Raw genomic sequence first — 16,901 nt, forward strand, 5'->3', positions numbered from 1 at the left:
TCCTGTTATGATTTGTATAACCACACGCGCATCAGCGAAAGCAGTTGCCGTGTATTTACAGGTTTGGTAACGTAGTCTGACATACCTGCTGCCAGACATTTTTCTCGGTCTCCTTTCATCGCTTTCGCGGTTAAGGCGATGATGGGTAAGCGAGTATATTTACCCGACTTACGAATCGTTACGGTGGCTTCATATCCATCCATCTCCGGCATCATCACATCCATCAGAATGATATCGATCGATGGGTTTGCATTCAATACTTCAATAGCCTCTCTTCCATTTTCGGCTGTGAGACAAGTAAGTCCTTCATCTTCCAGCACATTGGTAAGCGAGTATATATTTCGCATGTCGTCATCTACAATCAATACGGTTTTACCATCGAGCACGGCATCCGACCGGTGCAGCTTGCGGATTATATTCTGTTTCTCCTGCGGCAGGTTTGCTTCCACACGATGCAGAAACAAAGTTGTCTCATCGAGCAGACGTTCGTAGGAGTATGCGGTTTTTAAAACTACCGTGTTGGCGAGGCGCGTCAGTTTTTTGTTTTCTTCTTCGGTGAGGTCTTGTGCAGCGTATACAATAACCGGTATAGCATTGAGCTGCTCGTTGGCTTTTATTTTTTCGAGTAAGGTGAAGCACGATGTATCGGGTAGACCCAGGTCTACAATAACACAGTCCACAGCATTTTCGGTCATCATATCATAGGCCTGTGTGCAGGAGTATGCCGCTATACAATGCACATCACCGTTGCCGATCATATCGCGCATGGCCTGGTTATCGAACTCGTTATTCTCTACGATCAGCAATCGCTTGTATTTCCGATTGGCAAAATCTTCGAGTTTGTCGAATACATGTTGAAGGTCCTCTTTGCGGATTGGCTTCTTAATAAAATCAAACGCTCCGAGTTTCATTGCTTCGCGTTTCATGCTATAGCCGGAGATGATCTGTATCGGGATGTGGCGCTGCTCCGGATCGCTCTTCAACTGTCGTATCACTTCCGTACCATCCATGTCTGGCAATTTCATATCCAGCAGTATAGCATCGGGTTTATAGGCATGGGTGTAGTGCAGCGCGGTATTGCCATGATGTGAAATGACGCCCTTGTAATTTCGCTCTCGCACAAAAGCGAGTAGCACCTGCGCAAATTCTTTATCGTCTTCAATGATTAATACTCTGCGGCTATTCTCTGTCAGGGTATAGCGATCGTCTTCCGGTATATCTTCCTGTTCGAGTAATCGCTTGTCAATCTTTGGCAGTTCCTGTATATATTCCGGTATACGCGGTTTTGTTTCCGTGGTGGATGTTTGTACCGTAGACGGTTGCTGTCTGCCCCCGGTATATATCAGCGGCAGGTAGAGCGTAAAGGTGCTTCCTTTACCTTCTTCACTTTCCAAGTGAATCTCGCCTCCGAGTAACCCGGAGAGTTCGCGGCAGATTGAAAGGCCGAGACCTGTGCCTCCGTATTTACGTTTATCCGTACTGTCTACCTGGCGAAACGCTTCGAAGATCATTTCCTGTTTGTCTTTCTGAATACCAATGCCTGTATCTGAAACCGAGAATGCTACAACGTCAGCGGTCTTATCCCAGGGTATATTTTGCAAGCGTACGTTGGCAGCAGGGGGATGTATACCGAGTTTTACTTCACCACCGGCCGGTGTAAACTTGAATGCATTGGACAGTAAATTTCGCAGGATCTGCACTACGCGTTGTTTATCACTTTCAATAACTTTGTTATAGCCGGGAAGAACTTCAATTTTGAAATTGATGGATTTACTCTTCGCTACCTGCGAGAACATCATGGTTACATCATTATTCACTTCCACGAATGTGAACTTGTCAATGTCGATGTCCATCTTGCCGGCTTCTACTTTGGAAAGATCGAGTATATCGTTGATCAGGGTGAGCAGTTCGTTGCCGGAGTTATAGATTACATTGGCATACTTCAGTTCTTTTTCAGTGAGCGAGTTGTTTTTGTTTTCCAGCAACAGCTGCGTGAGTATAAGTATACTGTTCAGCGGTGTGCGCAGTTCATGCGACATGTTGGCCAGGAACTCGGATTTATATTTACTCAACGATTCAAACTCCTGTGCCTGCGCTTCTATCTCGCCCTTCGCTTTTTCAAGTTGTTGTTTTTCGTTTTCAAGCAGGTTGGCTTTTTCTTCCAGCAATGCGTTAGACTCCTGCAGTTCTTCCTGTTGTACTTTGAGTTCTGCTTCTGATTTTTCAATAGACTCCAGTTTCTCCAGCAACTCATCGTTGAACTGGCGCAGCTCTTCCTGTTGTGATTCGAGTTCTTCTGCCTGATGTTGCGTTTCTTCCAGCAGCTCTTTCAGTCGCACGCGCGATTGTGAAGAGTTAAAGGCAATGGCGATCGAGTTGCCGATCATCTGCAAGTATTCTATGTCAAGTGGCGTAAATGAATGTGTAGCCGCGATTTCGATTACACCTTTCACTTTGTTGATATAAAAGAAAGGGAATACGAGTATACTTTCCGGTACACCCTGCCCGGTGGAAGAAGTAATTTTGATATAGTCTTCCGGTACATCTTCCACCAATATATATTTCTTACTTTGTGCAGCTTGTCCTACCAGCGATTGTCCTAAAGCAAAAGATTCGCGGGCTGCTGCATTTTCCATTGCATAACTTCCGGTAAGGTAAAGTTGCCCGTTCTCTGCTAAATATAGCGCTCCCACCTGTGCCTTCAGGTATGCGGCAACGTGCCCGATAACATCGGTGGCCAGGTTGCGAACATCTTTTTCTTCGCGCAGTATAGCGTTCAGTTCATGATTACCGGCCAGAAGCCATGCTCGTGTTTCTTTTTCCTGCGACAGCAGCAGCAGGTTTGTTTTCATGTTAACAAGCGCCTTGCCTAACGTGTCCTGTTCACTTCGAATCGCTTCATCGGTTTGATAGTTGCCCTTGCCAATGGATTCTGCTAATTGGACATACCCTTTAAACACAGTAATCATGTTATTGAACGAACGGGCGAGCTGTCCCATTTCATCTTTGGAAGTTATATCCAATGTAAAATCTATATCACCGTGGGTAATGCGCTCGGTAGCTTCCTTCATCCGGTTCACGGAGTTGGTTATTTCTTTTATGGAGAGAATTGAAATGATAATGAGTACGATAATGACAATGCCGGAGAGAAGTATATTCCGGAAATAGGCAGCCGCTATATCTTTGGCTTCTGCCTGGATACTGGTGCGCATCATATCGAACGCCCGCAGGTCGCAGGTATGTAAGGCACCGATCGCAGCCGTTGTTTGTCGTTGCCATTCTTCTGCCGTGAGGCTTCCGGTAATGTGGCCTCGCATGAACGCGGAATCAATGGCAGCCTGCATGCGTATTACTGCCGGATTTTTGCTATAGGTGTTTTGGAAATAGTCCAGTAGCGCGGGCGTTGTGTAGTTCCTGAATTTGTGCAGGTTTATATCAAACTTCCCCTTGGTGGCCGCGAAGAATCCATATTCATTTTTTTGAAAACCCTGGTGCTGAATAACGCGGTATAAATCGTTGCGTATGATGGACAAAAATTCACGGGCATATAGTACATACAGCGTACACTCCTGCTGATTTTTTATTTCCATGTTGGAGGCATGTCGCCATACTTCGCTTATTTCATTGAGCAGCGCCAGGATGAGTGTATCTTTTCCGACTATCTGCAACGGGTCTCTTTGTTTGATTGTGCGGAGCAGCGAATCGATGCGTTTGTTGGAAGGCCCGGTGTGATAAAAGAACTGCTCCAGGTCTGTCAGCGATTGGTTGGTCTGTTCCTGCAGGCGAAGGATCTCCGTTTTATCTCCCTGTAGTGTGGTTGTCAGTATGGTAGCCAGGCCCTGTTCTTTCTGTATGTTGTGTATCAGGTTGGCAATCTTTTCAATAGCTTCCAGGTCTTGCGCAGTTTGGGCATTTATTTCCTGGTGTGCCCACTGAATGGCGATTGTCTTTTGAAGGAAATAAAGTACTACGGAAAAAGGAAGTATAGCTAACAGGATTAATTTATTGCGAACAGAAAGGTTACTGAGAAATTTCATTTGAACGGAGTTATAACTGAGCGTAAAAAATTCCCCATTTTATATTCTTGAAACGGTATAAGTATATTTCTATGTATACCTATATCCGGTTTGGTGCGAATGTGTAAATGGTTAATCTCTACCGTTGTCGTTACGTGCCCTAATAGGCTCAACAGGCAACTTTATTAAATCTAACAATCTGCCTTCGAAATGAAAAGAGATATTTTCAGCATTATACCATTGCTGCGGATGATTTGTGATGAAAATTCAAATTGATCGATAAGTAGCTGGATGACAATCTGCTGTGAGTTTAAACATTAAAGTGGAAAACATCCCCATAAAAATTAAAATGTGAATGACTGTTTTTGCATCTGTATACCCCATAGCCGTTCGGTATAAATACGGAATACTTTTTCTGTAAATAATCCAGAAGTTAATCACGATTAATGCAGGGTCTTCAATCCTGTGCTTCCCTTCATCTTTGTAAGACACTATAACTATAGTAGTGCAGTAGCGGGGCTTAACAGATCTATGAAAATGAAGGAGTTTGGTAGAAGAAATATAATCACGGTTGCCATTGCGCTTGTAGGTACTTTACTGGTCGTGAGTACGTTTTCGATTTTTCAGAATCGTAAAACAGTTATCCGGAACAACATCATCCGCAAAGAGTCTGACACACTTGTTAGTTATACCAATGCGCTTGTAAGCTATTATTTACATAATCTGGATTTGGGCATACGCGCTTACGGAGCAACCGGAGATGAAGAGATGAAAGGACCGATGGAGGCTGCGCTTGTCGATCGTGACAGTATGTTCCATACGTTGGAGGTGGGGCTGCAGGCTCAGTCGTATGATGTTACTGAACTGCGCGAACTGCAACGAGAATTCGAGAAGTATGGCGACTATTGCCTGGAAATGGCTGCCTTGGTGAAGGTGGACAGCATGAAAACATTTCGTGAGATGCTCAGTAAAAATGAAGGCTTGCGCGTGTGGTTGCGTTGGAATGATATAGGCGTGAAGATCATCAACTTCGAAAAGAAAATGAACAAAGAGGCGGAGAACGAATATCAGGCCGCCCTGGACAATAATCTATACCTGCAGTTTTTTATTCTGCTGATCGGTTTGCCAACGTTGATGTTCGTTATCACCAAAATCAAGAAAGATACCCGCGAACGTATCCGGTTGCTGAAGGAACTCGAGCTTAATAATCGTCAGTATGTTTTCAACCCGGGCGAGCAGGTTGAGTTTCATTCGCAGGAAGAAGTGATTGAACATTCCATTCGGAATTTCCAGAATGCGAGTGAGTTTATTGATAGTATATCGCATGGCGAATATACTATAACATGGCCCGAGCTCAATGAAGGCAATCAGTCGCTGAATGAAAACAACCTGGCGGGGCGTCTTACAAAAATGCGTGATCAGCTGCGGCAATTCAAAAAGGAAGAAGAGAAGCGATTGTGGAGCAATGAAGGTCTCACTAAGTTTTCCGAGATCGTACGCAACCACCAGCAAAACCTGGTAGAACTCTCCAATGAAATTGTACGGTTCCTGTCCAAATATCTGCAGGCGCAGCAATGCGGATTGTTTATACTCAATGACACAGGAGAGAAGCCTTACCTGGAACTGAAGGCATGCTATGCATACGACCGTAAAAAATTTGCTGAACGCAAAATTGATATCGGTATAGGACTGGTCGGACAGGCTTACCTGGAAGGTGAAACTACACTGCTCACCAAAGTTCCGAAAGGATATACCTATATTACGTCAGGCATAGGCGAAACATCACCATCGTGTGTATTGATATTGCCGATGAAGTATAATGACAAGATCGAAGCGATCATTGAACTGGCTAGCCTGAAGAAATTTGAAGAACATGAAATAGCATTTCTGGAGAAGGCAGGCGAGTTTGTGGCTGCCGCAGTACAGGGTGTAAGAACAACGGAGCGGATGCATACATTGCTGAGGACGTCACAGGAACAAACCGAAGCCATGCACGCGCAGGAAGAAGAGATGCGGCAAAACATGGAAGAGCTATATTCTACCCAGGAAGAGATACAGCGAAGAGAACAGGAAGCAGCGCAACGCATATTACAGTTGGAAGAAGAGCAAAAAGTATTGCAGCTAAAATTGCGACAGGAGGCGAGGCTCAACCAGGAGAATGAACTCAGGAACCAGGCATTAGCCAATGCATTGGAAAAATTAAAAGAGCGTGAAGAGATGCTGGTGCGCCAGCTTCAGCAAAAACAGGATTCGAACGGAAGCCGCTAACGTGCTTCATTGGCATACGTTGTGTCAAGAACTATACTACTAAACCACATCTATAGCATGCAACTGTTCAGAAGTGAGCAGTTGCATTTCTATGAATGGGCACTTCGATTATCCGCCAGGCTATAGAAGCCATTTCAGCAGCGGAAAACGCATTTTTTATTGTGGCACCGGTTTCGTTCAGGTGATCGGGAATTACACGGCAGGCAATTATACTTGGTCGTGTGAGCGTAATCACTATATTCATACAACTATGTTGAGACACAACTTGCTTCTCATTTACCGGAACTTTAAAAGATTCAAGAGTACATTTTTCATCAATCTGCTCGGGCTTTCAACGGGGCTCGCCTGTACGTTGCTGATATACCTTTGGGTAAAGGATGAATTGAATGTTGACTCATTCTTTGAGAATGACGATCGGCTGTATGAGATAATGGAACACCGTGTAAAGACGGATGGTATCTGGACGGCCTATACTACATCCGGACCAACGGCCGAGACACTGGTAAATGAAATGCCGGAAGTTGCATACGCGGCTGCGGTAGGTCGCGTTGGTAAATCAACGGTGTCGGTAGACGATACGAATTTGCGCGAGGTGGGCAAACCGGTTGGTACGGACTTCTTCAGGATATTTTCGCATACGCTTTTAGTCGGAGAAAAGGATAAATTACTCGCGGATAAAAACTCGATCGTGATCTCGGATGCACTGGCAATGCGATTGTTCAAGACAACCGAAAATATTATTGGAAAAACCATCGACCTCGATCATGAGTTGCAGCTTCATGTGTCGGGTATATTTAAGAAGATGCCAGGCAATGCATCTGATCAGTTTGACTTTGTGTGGTCGTTCGAAAAATTCAAAGAGGGTAAAGAATGGCTAACAGGCTGGGGAAGTACATCTGCGCTTACCTACGTGCTGCTGAAGAAAGATGCATCAGTAGCTGCCTTTAACGAGAAGATAAAAGACCTGGTAAAGAAGAAGACCGATAACAACGTAACGCATCGTACGATGTTCGCCAAACGATACTCGGAAATATACCTCTACAGTAAATATGAAAACGGAGTGCTTGTAGGCGGACGAATTACGTATGTAAAACTGTTTAGTGTTATTGCTGTATTTATACTCATTATCGCTTGTATAAATTTCATGAACCTGTCTACTGCCAAGGCATCGCGCAGAATCAAAGAAGTGGGCATTAAAAAAGCGGTCGGAGCAGGACGCAGAACATTGATCAGTCAATACCTGGGGGAATCGTTATTGCTGAGCTTCTTGTCATTGATGGTGGCGTTGCTGGTAGTGGATATAGCGTTGCCTCACTTCAATACGATTACGAATAAGAGTCTTACCCTTGATTTTGATTCTAACCTGATACTGGCCTTTACCGGCATAGCACTCTTTACCGGAATTATAGCGGGCAGTTACCCGGCTTTATACCTTTCGGGATTCAATCCGGCTACGGTGTTAAAGGGCAAGATCAACACGGTCGTAGGAGAATTGTGGGCACGCAAGGGACTCGTTGTTTTTCAATTTTCGCTTTCGGTGATCTTTATTGTCTCAGTACTGGTGGTATATAAACAGATTGTGTATGTACAATCTAGCAACCTCGGCTATAACAAAGATAATATACTGTATTTTGGACGCGAGGGTAAACTGTGGGATGCCGGAACCCTGGAAAGCTTTTTAGCAGAGCTCCGAAATACACCGGGTGTTGCCGGGGCGTCTACGCTTAATCATGATTTTACCGGGCACATGAGTGGTACCTATGGTGTGAAGTGGGAAGGTAAAGATCCGGATGACGCCACCGAGTTCGAAAATTTTACGGTGAACTATGATGTTATCGAGATGATGAACCTGAAGATGGCCGAAGGACGTACGTTTTCACAGCAGTTCGGCAGCGATAGTTCGAAGATCATTTTCAACGAGAAGGCTATTGCTTTCATGGGGCTGAAAGATCCGATCGGTAAAACGGTGCAGTTGTGGGGACAAGACATGCAGATTGTTGGTGTGGTAAAAGATTTTCACTATGAGTCGCTGCATGAAAATCTCAAACCGGTGTTCTTCCGTCTGGCTCCACAAGACACTCATATTGTAATGACACGCCTTGCTGCAGGTCGTGAGAAAGAAACACTGGACCAGATCCAGAAACTATATCTCAAGTTTAATCCCGGTTTTATTTTCGAGTATACATTTCTGGATGCCGAATACCAGGCGCAGTATGCAGCCGAGCAACGCGTAGCTATACTTTCAAAATACTTTGCCGGGCTTGCTATTTTTATATCATGCCTCGGGTTGTTCGGGCTCGCAGCCTTTACGGCAGAACGCAGACTGAAAGAAATCGGTATACGCAAAGTACTTGGTTCAAGCGAGTTGGGTATAATCTTTTTGTTGTCGGGCGACTTTACTAAAATGGTGGTGCTGGCAGTTGTCATCGCTATACCGGCCAGCTACCTGTTGATAACGTATTGGCTGGGGGGCTTTGCGTATCGCATTCCGTTAACGTGGTGGTACTTTGCGCTGGGTGGTTTGCTGGCACTGCTTACGGCATGGCTCACAGTAGGCACACAGGCTATCAAAGCCGCGCGCGTTAATCCTGCCAAGTGTCTCAAAGACGAATAAGATAAAGTCATGTACCGGATATATATCGGCTTGCCCCCTTGGTACGAATATCTGTATTAAGTATGTCTGATAATTTTTAACTTCATGCGATCGGCATTTTGCTGGGCAATCGTGTTACGTTAAAAATTACAGACATCATGGAATACAGACAACTGGGCGGCTCGGGATTACGCGTTCCCGTATTGAGTTTTGGTACAGCAACTTTCGGAGGCGATGGCGAATTCTTTAAGGCGTGGGGAGCAACACAAGTAGAAGAAGCCCGCCACCTTGTAAACATTTGTCTCGATGCCGGAGTAAATCTTTTCGATACCGCTAATGTATACTCTACCGGCATGTCAGAAGAAATACTGGGCAAAGCCATTGAAGGTAAACGTGACCAGGTGTTGATCTCTACCAAAGCTACATTTCCCATGAGCAAAGGTGTGAATGAGTATGGCTCTTCACGCTATCATTTGCTAAAAGCCTGTGATGAAAGTCTGAAGCGTCTTAAAACCGATTATATTGATATATACCACCTGCACGGTTTCGATGCCAATACCCCGGTGGAGGAAACGCTCAACACCTTGAATACACTCGTGCAGAGTGGCAAAGTACGGTATATTGCCTGCTCTAATTTTTCAGGATGGCATCTGATGAAATCGCTTTCTATATCCGAACGTTACGGCTGGGCGAAATATATAGCGCATCAGGCATACTATTCATTGGTAAACCGTGATTTTGAATGGGAGTTGATGCCGCTGGGAATTGATCAACATGTTGGTACCATTGTATGGAGTCCATTGTCAGCAGGAAGATTGAGCGGTAAGTACAGACGCAACCAACCCATGCCGAAAGATGCACGCATCGCGCAGGGAGGAAGTCCGGTGCCAGCCTTTGCTGTGTCAGACGAAGTGTTCTACAACATTATTGATGTACTGGACGAGATTGCCCGCGAAACAGGTAAGAGTATAGCACAGGTTTCACTCAACTGGCTGTTGCAAAGACCAACGGTAGCAAACATTATTATCGGTGCGCGAAATGAAGAGCAGCTCAAGCAAAATCTCGGTGCAGTAGGATGGAGCCTTACGCTGGAACAGGTGAAGCGACTCGATGCTGTCAGCGAAGTGCCGGTCATATACCCGTACTGGCACCAGCGCCAGTTTCCGGCTTTGAATGCCGCACCTAAATTATACCGCGACTAATTTTATAACAGGATGATTCATACTAGAAGTATACATAGCCACGCGTTGGCCGCGCTGTTTCTTGTACTATATATGCACGTGGGGATTGAAGTTCTGGCGCAGCAGCGAAATCCACAATTTAACGTGATTGGTTTTTATACCGCCAGGCATGACGCTGCTCACATCAGCTATGTGCATGAAGCTAACCGGTTCTTTGCTGAAGCTGCCACGAAGTATAATTTTAAGTACGATTCTACGAATGACTGGAACAACCTCAATGCTTCATTCCTTGCCAACTACCAGGTGGTACTTTTTTTGGATACGCGTCCGGATTCACTGGAGCAGCGTGCAGCTTTTCAAAGGTATATGGAGCAGGGTGGTGCCTGGATGGGGTTTCATTTTGCGGGCTTTGCACTTACATCATCTGCCTATCCGCAGAATTGGGACTGGTATCACAATACATTTTTAGGCTCGGGTGAGTATAGAGGAAATACGTGGCGACCGACAAGTGCTATACTTCGCGTGGAGGATAAGAAACATCCTTCCGTTAAACATATACCGGCAACTTTCAAATCATCACCAAACGAATGGTATAGCTGGAAGAATGATCTGCGTAAAAATCCGGATATAAAAATACTACTCTCGATCGATGCGAAAAGTTTTCCATTAGGCACCGGCCCGAAGCCACATGAGATCTGGCACAGCGGTGATTACCCGGTAGCATGGACGAACACGAAATATAGAATGATCTATATCAACATGGGACATAACGATATGGACTATGGCGGCACGAATGGAACGTTGTCGTATACTTTTCAGAATGAGGTGCAGAACAAGTTTGTTTTGGATGGGGTGACTTGGTTAGGAACAACAAGAAAGTAAGGAGTAAGAAGCAAAAAAAGAAGTAAGAATAAATCTTACTTCTTAGTTGTTACGGTGGTGACGTATGGCGTTCCAGCCGACTATAGCCAGTATACAAAATAAGCTTATTCCCAGCGTCATGTAATTGTTTTCTGTATCAGCTTCTGTCAGGATTGGTGGTTGATATGTAATGGATTCGTCAGATTCAGGAAGTACATGGCTCAGATTTTTGTGCATGCTTTTGAATAAGGTATATCTTTTTTCGAATACTTCTGATGAATAGCCATACTCTTTTGCCATATCGTATAAGCGTACAGACATAGTAATATCCGCTGTAAGTGCGTATACATTTCCCAACTCAAACAACAGTAATGCTACGATTTTGTCTTTTGGTTTAATGAATGATACTCGTTCATTGAGTTGATAAAACAGAGCTTCTTGCAATTTTAAAAGCGCTAAGCTATCCAATGACGATGCTGGTTTAACATCATTACCAAAGTTTGTCTCGATAAGAAAATCGCTTGTAACATAGCTATCTCCCTTTATCTTCGCTTCAAGAATTTTTACATGCAGCCATTCTGAGTTGTCATGTGACGTTGGGTCAATCTTCACTGCTTTCTTTATCCAGTGTAATGCTTGTATATTGTCACCCAGTAATTCATATACTGTTCCTAAGTTGGCGGCTGTTGCATAACGACCAGGAGCAGTCTTTTCGATTTCTTGAAATATATCTTTCGCTTCCGCATAGCGTCCAAGGTATACCAATACAACACCGTAGTCAGAATAATATTCAATATTCTTGGTTGCTTTCCAAAGGCTGTCGAGCTTCTTTAATTCGATGGTATACTCATCTCTGAGTTTGGCAAAATCTTTTCCGGTCGGAGTCATTTCATCGGCAGTAAATCGATCGCCATGAATTTGTTTACCGTTCAGTAGTACATGTGTTTCGTTTAAACAAGCCAGCGAGGTAACAGAGAAAGTTACTATCGTGACACAGGTTGCGATAAGTTTTATCATAAGCAGGTTAAGAGCTTTAAAGATAAAACTTTAAATATGTCTGAAGCTTTTGATGTAAGTATATATAGCTAAATCAAATCTTCGCGTTTGAAGCGATTGTGGAGTTTTTCGAAGGCTTGGGTTGGGTCAAACTCTTCCGGTGATGGTAACGGGGTTTTACCATATAGCATGTCGATTTCTGATTTGAGGGTTGGGTTTTCAGCCCAGAGTATATCCAGCTTGGCTAAATCCTGCAGGCTGGTTTCTGCTTTCAGATACCGTTTTATGAGTGACCATTCCTGCGTGTTCAGTCTTTTCATCGACATGCTGTATACATTGAAAAGACGAATTTATAGTCACATTACCCTGATCAAAAAGCTTGCTGAATTTTTTATACAAAGTGTATTAGCGGCATTTACCCGGTTATCTGCAGTGAGCCGCGCAGGTGCTTTAGCGCCCGGCTCATTTGAGTCTCTACCGTTTTAATGCTGATGTTCAGTTTACTGGCGATCTCTTTATACTTCAAACCATGTTCTCGACTTAGTTCAAAGATAAGCCTGCATTGGCGTGGTAAGCTTGCAATGGATTTTTCCACGTGGTGGTTAAGCTCCTGTTCAATGAGCAGGTCTTGGCTGTTCGTTAGTTCTGCGGCCAGTTGCATGGCAGCTTCGAGGTCGCACCATACCGTCTTCTTTATTTTACGCAGGTAATCGAAAGCGCGGTTGCGCACCGCGGCAAACAGGTAGGCTTTGGGTGATGTGATAACGATCTGCTGGCGGTTCTTCCAGATGGTATAAAACACATCACTGACCAGTTCTTCAGCAACTTCTTTCACGTGCACGAATCTTACGCAGAACACACACAATGGAGAATACATATCGGCAAACAATTTCTGAAAGGCCGTATAATCGTCATCCTGGAGGATCCGATTCATGAGGGAGTTAATATCCTGGGACGGTCCGTGGATAATTCCCGGGAATTTTGGGCTGCTTTCCGAATGAATAGTTGAAACGGGTATAGACTTATTCATAAACGAAATCGATTGATTGTTCTAATTTTCAACTTTTTTCAATCATTAATAGCACTATTTGTATAAATTTTCGAAATATTTTTCCGAGACCGTTCCCGGGATCGGGGTCGAAACATTATTTTTATGGGATCCTGATTCTACCCTGTAGCACTATGCAGAAAAAAGTCGTCACTATTAAAGACATCGCCCGCATGCTGGGCATTTCCAAGTCAACAGTCTCGCGCGCGCTTGCCGGACGATCCGATATACATCCGGAAACCAAGCAGAAGATTCTTGATCTAGCCAGTCAGTTGCAATACGAACCCAATACACTCGCTATAAATCTCAAGCAACAAAAAACCAATACGATTGGTGTGATTGTGCCCGAGACGATCAATCGCTTTTTTGCACGTGCTGTTGGAGGTATACAAAAGCAGGCTGATATGGCGGGTATGAATGTTATGATCTGCCAATCGAATGAGTCCTATATAGCCGAGAAGAAGAATTTACATTCGCTTGTATCAAGCCGGGTAGATGGTATCATTGTATCAATCTCTACGGAGACTGATCGCTCGGATCAGTTTGCTTCGCTAACAGAGAAGGGTATACCACTTGTATTCTTCGATCGCGTGTTTGAAAATATAGTGGCCTCGCAGGTTGTTACCAACAACTATGAAATTGCTATGGAAGGAACGGAGCACCTGATAGAGCAAGGGTGTAAACGTATAGCGTTCGTTACCGGGCCGGAGCATTTGTTTAACAGTCGCGCGCGTCTCAATGGCTATCTCGATGCATTGCGTAAACACAACCTGCAGGTGAAAGATTCTTATATAGTACACTCACATTATCGCAGCGATAAAGTAGAAGAGTATACACGCTACCTGCTCAACCTGCCGCAGCGGCCTGATGCTATCTTTGCCATCAACGACTATGCGGCACTTGAAATGATACACATCATGAAGAAGAACGGCTTGCGTATACCACAGGATGTTGCCGTGCTGGGTTTTAACAACGAGAACCTTTGTCGTTTTGTAGAGCCATCGCTTAGCAGCATTGATCACCCGGCTCATGATATAGGGGCGAGTGCTGCGGAGATGCTCATCAACCACATTCGCCACCACGACATGAAACCGGAGAAACGGGTCATTAAAAGCAGCCTGATTATTCGGGAGTCATCCCGTGTCCAATAGGAAATCAGCAAACACTTTACTTTCAATACACGAGCTTTGTTTTGCCGGGCGAATTCCTAATCTTGTATAATCAAAAGACTGCATTATGGAAGGTGTGAGTGTTGCCGCACAACTTAATAATCCGAAAACCGTGCGGGCCTGGTATATGTACGATTGGGCCAATTCAGTGTATTCGCTTGTTATAACAACGGCTATTTTTCCGATCTACTATAAAGCTGTTGCGCAGAACAACGGCAGCGATGTTGTCCAATTCCTCGGTGTCTCCATTCAGAACTCCGTGTTATATAGTTATGCTTTGTCCTTTTCATTTCTCATCGTAGCAGCTATACTTCCGCTACTCTCCGGTGCTGCTGATTATACCGGCAACAAAAAAGCTTTCATGAAATTCTTTGTGTGGCTTGGAAGTCTTTCATGCATGGGACTATATTTCTTTGAAGATATACATACACTGGAGTGGGGCATTGCCTGTTCTATACTCGCCAGTATAGGATACTCCGGGAGTCTTGTTTTTTACAATGCATTTTTACCCGAGATCGTAACGCACGATAAGTATGATGTTACCAGTGCGAAAGGTTTTTCCATGGGTTATTATGGAAGTGTTATACTGATGGTGATCTCCTCTATCATCATCATGAACTATAAATTATTCTTCTTTGCAACAGATGGTGAAGCCACACGCTTTTCTTTTCTATTGGTAGGTGTATGGTGGATTGGCTTCTCAATGATACCCTTCGCGATATTGCCGGATAATCCATACGCACGCAAGCCCGTTGATAACATCTGGACGAAAGGATATGAAGAGATCAGAGCGGTGTGGAGGAGTTTAAAAAAATCGCCAGACCTGAAACGATTCCTGGCGGCATTTTTCTTTTATAATGGAGGTGTGCAGTCGGTGATGTATCTCGCTACACTTTTTGGTACCGATGTGCTGCATTTAAAGACCGACAGTCTCATCATGACCGTTGTGATCATTCAACTGGTGGGCTCTATAGGCGCGTGGTTGTTTGCGCGTGTATCGCAGGTAAAGGGTAACCTATATTCGCTTGTAGTTATGATTGTACTCTGGATCGGAGTATGTATAGGTGCCTACTTCGTTGCAACTGAATATCAGTTCTATGCGCTGGCATTTGTAGTGGGCATGGTGATGGGAGGGATTCAGTCACTGTCGCGGGCCACGTATTCCAAACTGATTCCGGTTGATACGATCGATCACACCTCGTACTTCAGTTTTTATGATGTGACCTATAATTTATCGATCGTGGCCGGAACATTTTCGTATGGCTTCATCGATCACATCACGGGCAGTATGCGCTATAGCGCACTTGCCCTGGCCCTGTATTTTATTATAGGTATGCTGATTCTTTTTACCGTGAAGCCTGCGAGCATTCGGAAAGTGAATGCTGCAGTATAAATCATCAGTATTGCAGGTGCTTTACAGTAGCTCCGTTATTAATCAACTGGCGCAATGAATCAATACCAATCTTCAGGTGGCGTTCCACGTATTGCTGGGTAACAGAACCATCGCTCACTTCAGTCTTTACACCTTCGGGCACCATCGGTTGATCAGACACCAGCAACAATGCACCGGCAGGAATCTTGTTATAGAATGCCGTGCTAAATATAGTGGCAGTCTCCATGTCGATAGCCTGTGCGCGGATCTTGCGCAGATACTCTTTAAACTCTTCATCCCATTCCCACACCCTGCGGTTGGTAGTATATACCGTGCCTGTCCAGTAGTCTTGTTTGTAATCGCGAATGGTTGTTGAGATTGCTTTCTGCAAAGCGAACGAAGGTAACGCAGGTACTTCTGCTGGAAAATAATCGTTGGATGTACCCTCACCGCGAATGGCAGCAATCGGCAGGATAAGATCTCCGAGATTGTTTTTCTTTTTCAGTCCGCCACATTTACCGAGGAAGAGCGCAGCTTTTGGTTGTATAGCACTCAGGCAATCCATAACAGTTGCGGCATTGGGACTACCCATACCAAAGTTAATGATAGTAATACCTTCGGCAGTAGCGCAACGCATGGCGCGGTCAAGGCCCACAACCTGGGTGTTGTGTAGCTCAGCAAACATTTTTACATAATTGTCGAAATTGGTCAGCAGTATATATTTACCAAACTGATTGAGTGGCAGACCAGTGTAACGGGGAAGCCAGTTCTCTACTATTTCTTGTTTTGTTTTCATGCTTCTAAAAATACCAAATCATTGGCGATTGGTAATGACAGGTAGTTTAATTTTGAATTGTTATTAATTGTCAAGACGTGTTCGATCTGCGTCTTTTACTACCTGTATAAATAAAATTGCCTAAAAATAGTTTCTTTGCCGTATGATTCAACTCAACCTTCCGGCATTTGAACATCAGATAAAGCAGGCTGATGGCAAACACTGGATCTTTGATGTGTTGCGGAAGAAGTATCTGGTGCTAACTCCGGAAGAATGGGTGCGGCAACATTTTGTGCACTACCTGGTAAATGAAATGCAATACCCGCGAACGCTGATAAAGGTTGAAGGCGGATTGTCGTACAACAAACTCTCGAAGCGATCAGATATAGTGGTGTTCGACCGGAATGGTAAACCCTGGATGATCATTGAATGTAAGGCACCGGATATAGCCATTACTGAAAGCACCGTGCGCCAGGCTTCCATGTATAATGCTACACTGAAAGCGAACTTCCTGGTGGTGACGAATGGCATGCGGCACTTTCTCTTTCAAACCGACTGGCTGAACAACACCACGCGCGTACTGGATGCCATGCCACCCTTTGAAAACTGATCAATAAAAAAG

The 16,901-nt window shown here is 44.4% G+C and carries 13 protein-coding genes; 7 read left to right on the plus strand and 6 right to left on the minus strand.

Features of this window, described 5'->3' with window-relative positions:
• Window positions 1-5: 5 nt before the first annotated feature.
• Window positions 6-4,037: a response regulator gene (locus ACFQ21_RS15760; protein ID WP_377580236.1), complete on the minus strand. Its 4,032-nt coding sequence runs from the start codon at window positions 4,035-4,037 to the stop codon at window positions 6-8.
• Window positions 4,038-4,547: 510 nt separating this feature from the next.
• Between ACFQ21_RS15760 and ACFQ21_RS15765 the strand changes: the two genes are divergently transcribed.
• Entirely contained in the window at window positions 4,548-6,284 is a 1,737-nt protein-coding gene (locus tag ACFQ21_RS15765; RefSeq protein ID WP_377580237.1) for a GAF domain-containing protein, read from the plus strand.
• Window positions 6,285-6,351: 67 nt separating this feature from the next.
• On the opposite strand, the gene ACFQ21_RS15770 is transcribed toward ACFQ21_RS15765, so the two are convergent.
• Window positions 6,352-6,528, minus strand: a complete 177-nt coding sequence (locus tag ACFQ21_RS15770; RefSeq protein ID WP_377580238.1) for a hypothetical protein — start codon at window positions 6,526-6,528, stop codon at window positions 6,352-6,354.
• Between the two features lie 6 nt (window positions 6,529-6,534).
• On the opposite strand from ACFQ21_RS15770, the gene ACFQ21_RS15775 reads away from it, so the two are divergent.
• The 3 genes from ACFQ21_RS15775 (at window position 6,535) to ACFQ21_RS15785 (ending at window position 10,940) form a co-directional block, all read left to right on the plus strand.
• Window positions 6,535-8,898 (plus strand): ABC transporter permease, encoded by a 2,364-nt coding sequence (locus tag ACFQ21_RS15775; protein WP_377580239.1) that lies wholly within the window; start codon window positions 6,535-6,537, stop codon window positions 8,896-8,898.
• Between the two features lie 137 nt (window positions 8,899-9,035).
• The gene (locus tag ACFQ21_RS15780; protein ID WP_377580240.1) at window positions 9,036-10,079 is read left to right on the plus strand and encodes an aldo/keto reductase; all 1,044 of its coding nucleotides are present in this window, start codon (window positions 9,036-9,038) and stop codon (window positions 10,077-10,079) included.
• A gap of 12 nt (window positions 10,080-10,091) precedes the next feature.
• Window positions 10,092-10,940 carry a ThuA domain-containing protein gene (locus tag ACFQ21_RS15785; protein ID WP_377580241.1) on the plus strand — a complete coding sequence of 283 codons (849 nt, stop codon included), beginning with the start codon at window positions 10,092-10,094 and terminating at the stop codon, window positions 10,938-10,940.
• Window positions 10,941-10,982: 42 nt separating this feature from the next.
• Here the strand turns inward: ACFQ21_RS15785 and ACFQ21_RS15790 are convergent, their stop codons facing one another.
• The 3 genes from ACFQ21_RS15790 to ACFQ21_RS15800 form a co-directional block, all read right to left on the minus strand.
• Complete coding sequence (locus ACFQ21_RS15790) at window positions 10,983-11,936, minus strand: tetratricopeptide repeat protein (RefSeq protein WP_377580242.1); 954 nt, start codon at window positions 11,934-11,936, stop codon at window positions 10,983-10,985.
• 68 nt (window positions 11,937-12,004) lie between these two features.
• Complete coding sequence (locus ACFQ21_RS15795) at window positions 12,005-12,235, minus strand: hypothetical protein (protein ID WP_377580243.1); 231 nt, start codon at window positions 12,233-12,235, stop codon at window positions 12,005-12,007.
• Window positions 12,236-12,330: 95 nt separating this feature from the next.
• Window positions 12,331-12,849, minus strand: a complete 519-nt coding sequence (locus ACFQ21_RS15800) for an RNA polymerase sigma-70 factor (RefSeq protein ID WP_377580244.1) — start codon at window positions 12,847-12,849, stop codon at window positions 12,331-12,333.
• A 248-nt stretch (window positions 12,850-13,097) separates the two neighbouring features.
• Between ACFQ21_RS15800 and ACFQ21_RS15805 the strand changes: the two genes are divergently transcribed.
• Together ACFQ21_RS15805 and ACFQ21_RS15810 are read left to right on the plus strand one after the other, a co-directional pair.
• Window positions 13,098-14,114: a LacI family DNA-binding transcriptional regulator gene (locus ACFQ21_RS15805; RefSeq protein WP_377580245.1), complete on the plus strand. Its 1,017-nt coding sequence runs from the start codon at window positions 13,098-13,100 to the stop codon at window positions 14,112-14,114.
• Window positions 14,115-14,199: 85 nt separating this feature from the next.
• Entirely contained in the window at window positions 14,200-15,525 is a 1,326-nt protein-coding gene (locus tag ACFQ21_RS15810; protein WP_377580246.1) for an MFS transporter, read from the plus strand.
• Window positions 15,526-15,529: 4 nt separating this feature from the next.
• On the opposite strand, the gene ACFQ21_RS15815 is transcribed toward ACFQ21_RS15810, so the two are convergent.
• The gene (locus ACFQ21_RS15815) at window positions 15,530-16,300 is read right to left on the minus strand and encodes an AMP nucleosidase (protein ID WP_377580247.1); all 771 of its coding nucleotides are present in this window, start codon (window positions 16,298-16,300) and stop codon (window positions 15,530-15,532) included.
• 142 nt (window positions 16,301-16,442) lie between these two features.
• Between ACFQ21_RS15815 and ACFQ21_RS15820 the strand changes: the two genes are divergently transcribed.
• Entirely contained in the window at window positions 16,443-16,889 is a 447-nt protein-coding gene (locus ACFQ21_RS15820) for a type I restriction enzyme HsdR N-terminal domain-containing protein (protein WP_377580248.1), read from the plus strand.
• Window positions 16,890-16,901 lie beyond the last annotated feature (12 nt).

The sequence above is a fragment of the Ohtaekwangia kribbensis genome, from assembly GCF_042676245.1.
GTDB lineage: Bacteria > Bacteroidota > Bacteroidia > Cytophagales > Cyclobacteriaceae > Ohtaekwangia > Ohtaekwangia kribbensis.

What these genes read in the sequence shown, in the direction of transcription:
- ACFQ21_RS15760 (WP_377580236.1), bottom strand. Translation starts at nt 4,037, where the DNA reads ATGAAATTTCTCAGTAACCTTTCTGTTCGCAATAAATTAATCCTGTTA.
- ACFQ21_RS15765 (WP_377580237.1), top strand. Translation starts at nt 4,548, where the DNA reads ATGAAAATGAAGGAGTTTGGTAGAAGAAATATAATCACGGTTGCCATT.
- ACFQ21_RS15770 (WP_377580238.1), bottom strand. Translation starts at nt 6,528, where the DNA reads ATGAATATAGTGATTACGCTCACACGACCAAGTATAATTGCCTGCCGT.
- ACFQ21_RS15775 (WP_377580239.1), top strand. Translation starts at nt 6,535, where the DNA reads ATGTTGAGACACAACTTGCTTCTCATTTACCGGAACTTTAAAAGATTC.
- ACFQ21_RS15780 (WP_377580240.1), top strand. Translation starts at nt 9,036, where the DNA reads ATGGAATACAGACAACTGGGCGGCTCGGGATTACGCGTTCCCGTATTG.
- ACFQ21_RS15785 (WP_377580241.1), top strand. Translation starts at nt 10,092, where the DNA reads ATGATTCATACTAGAAGTATACATAGCCACGCGTTGGCCGCGCTGTTT.
- ACFQ21_RS15790 (WP_377580242.1), bottom strand. Translation starts at nt 11,936, where the DNA reads ATGATAAAACTTATCGCAACCTGTGTCACGATAGTAACTTTCTCTGTT.
- ACFQ21_RS15795 (WP_377580243.1), bottom strand. Translation starts at nt 12,235, where the DNA reads ATGAAAAGACTGAACACGCAGGAATGGTCACTCATAAAACGGTATCTG.
- ACFQ21_RS15800 (WP_377580244.1), bottom strand. Translation starts at nt 12,849, where the DNA reads ATGAATCGGATCCTCCAGGATGACGATTATACGGCCTTTCAGAAATTG.
- ACFQ21_RS15805 (WP_377580245.1), top strand. Translation starts at nt 13,098, where the DNA reads ATGCAGAAAAAAGTCGTCACTATTAAAGACATCGCCCGCATGCTGGGC.
- ACFQ21_RS15810 (WP_377580246.1), top strand. Translation starts at nt 14,200, where the DNA reads ATGGAAGGTGTGAGTGTTGCCGCACAACTTAATAATCCGAAAACCGTG.
- ACFQ21_RS15815 (WP_377580247.1), bottom strand. Translation starts at nt 16,300, where the DNA reads ATGAAAACAAAACAAGAAATAGTAGAGAACTGGCTTCCCCGTTACACT.
- ACFQ21_RS15820 (WP_377580248.1), top strand. Translation starts at nt 16,443, where the DNA reads ATGATTCAACTCAACCTTCCGGCATTTGAACATCAGATAAAGCAGGCT.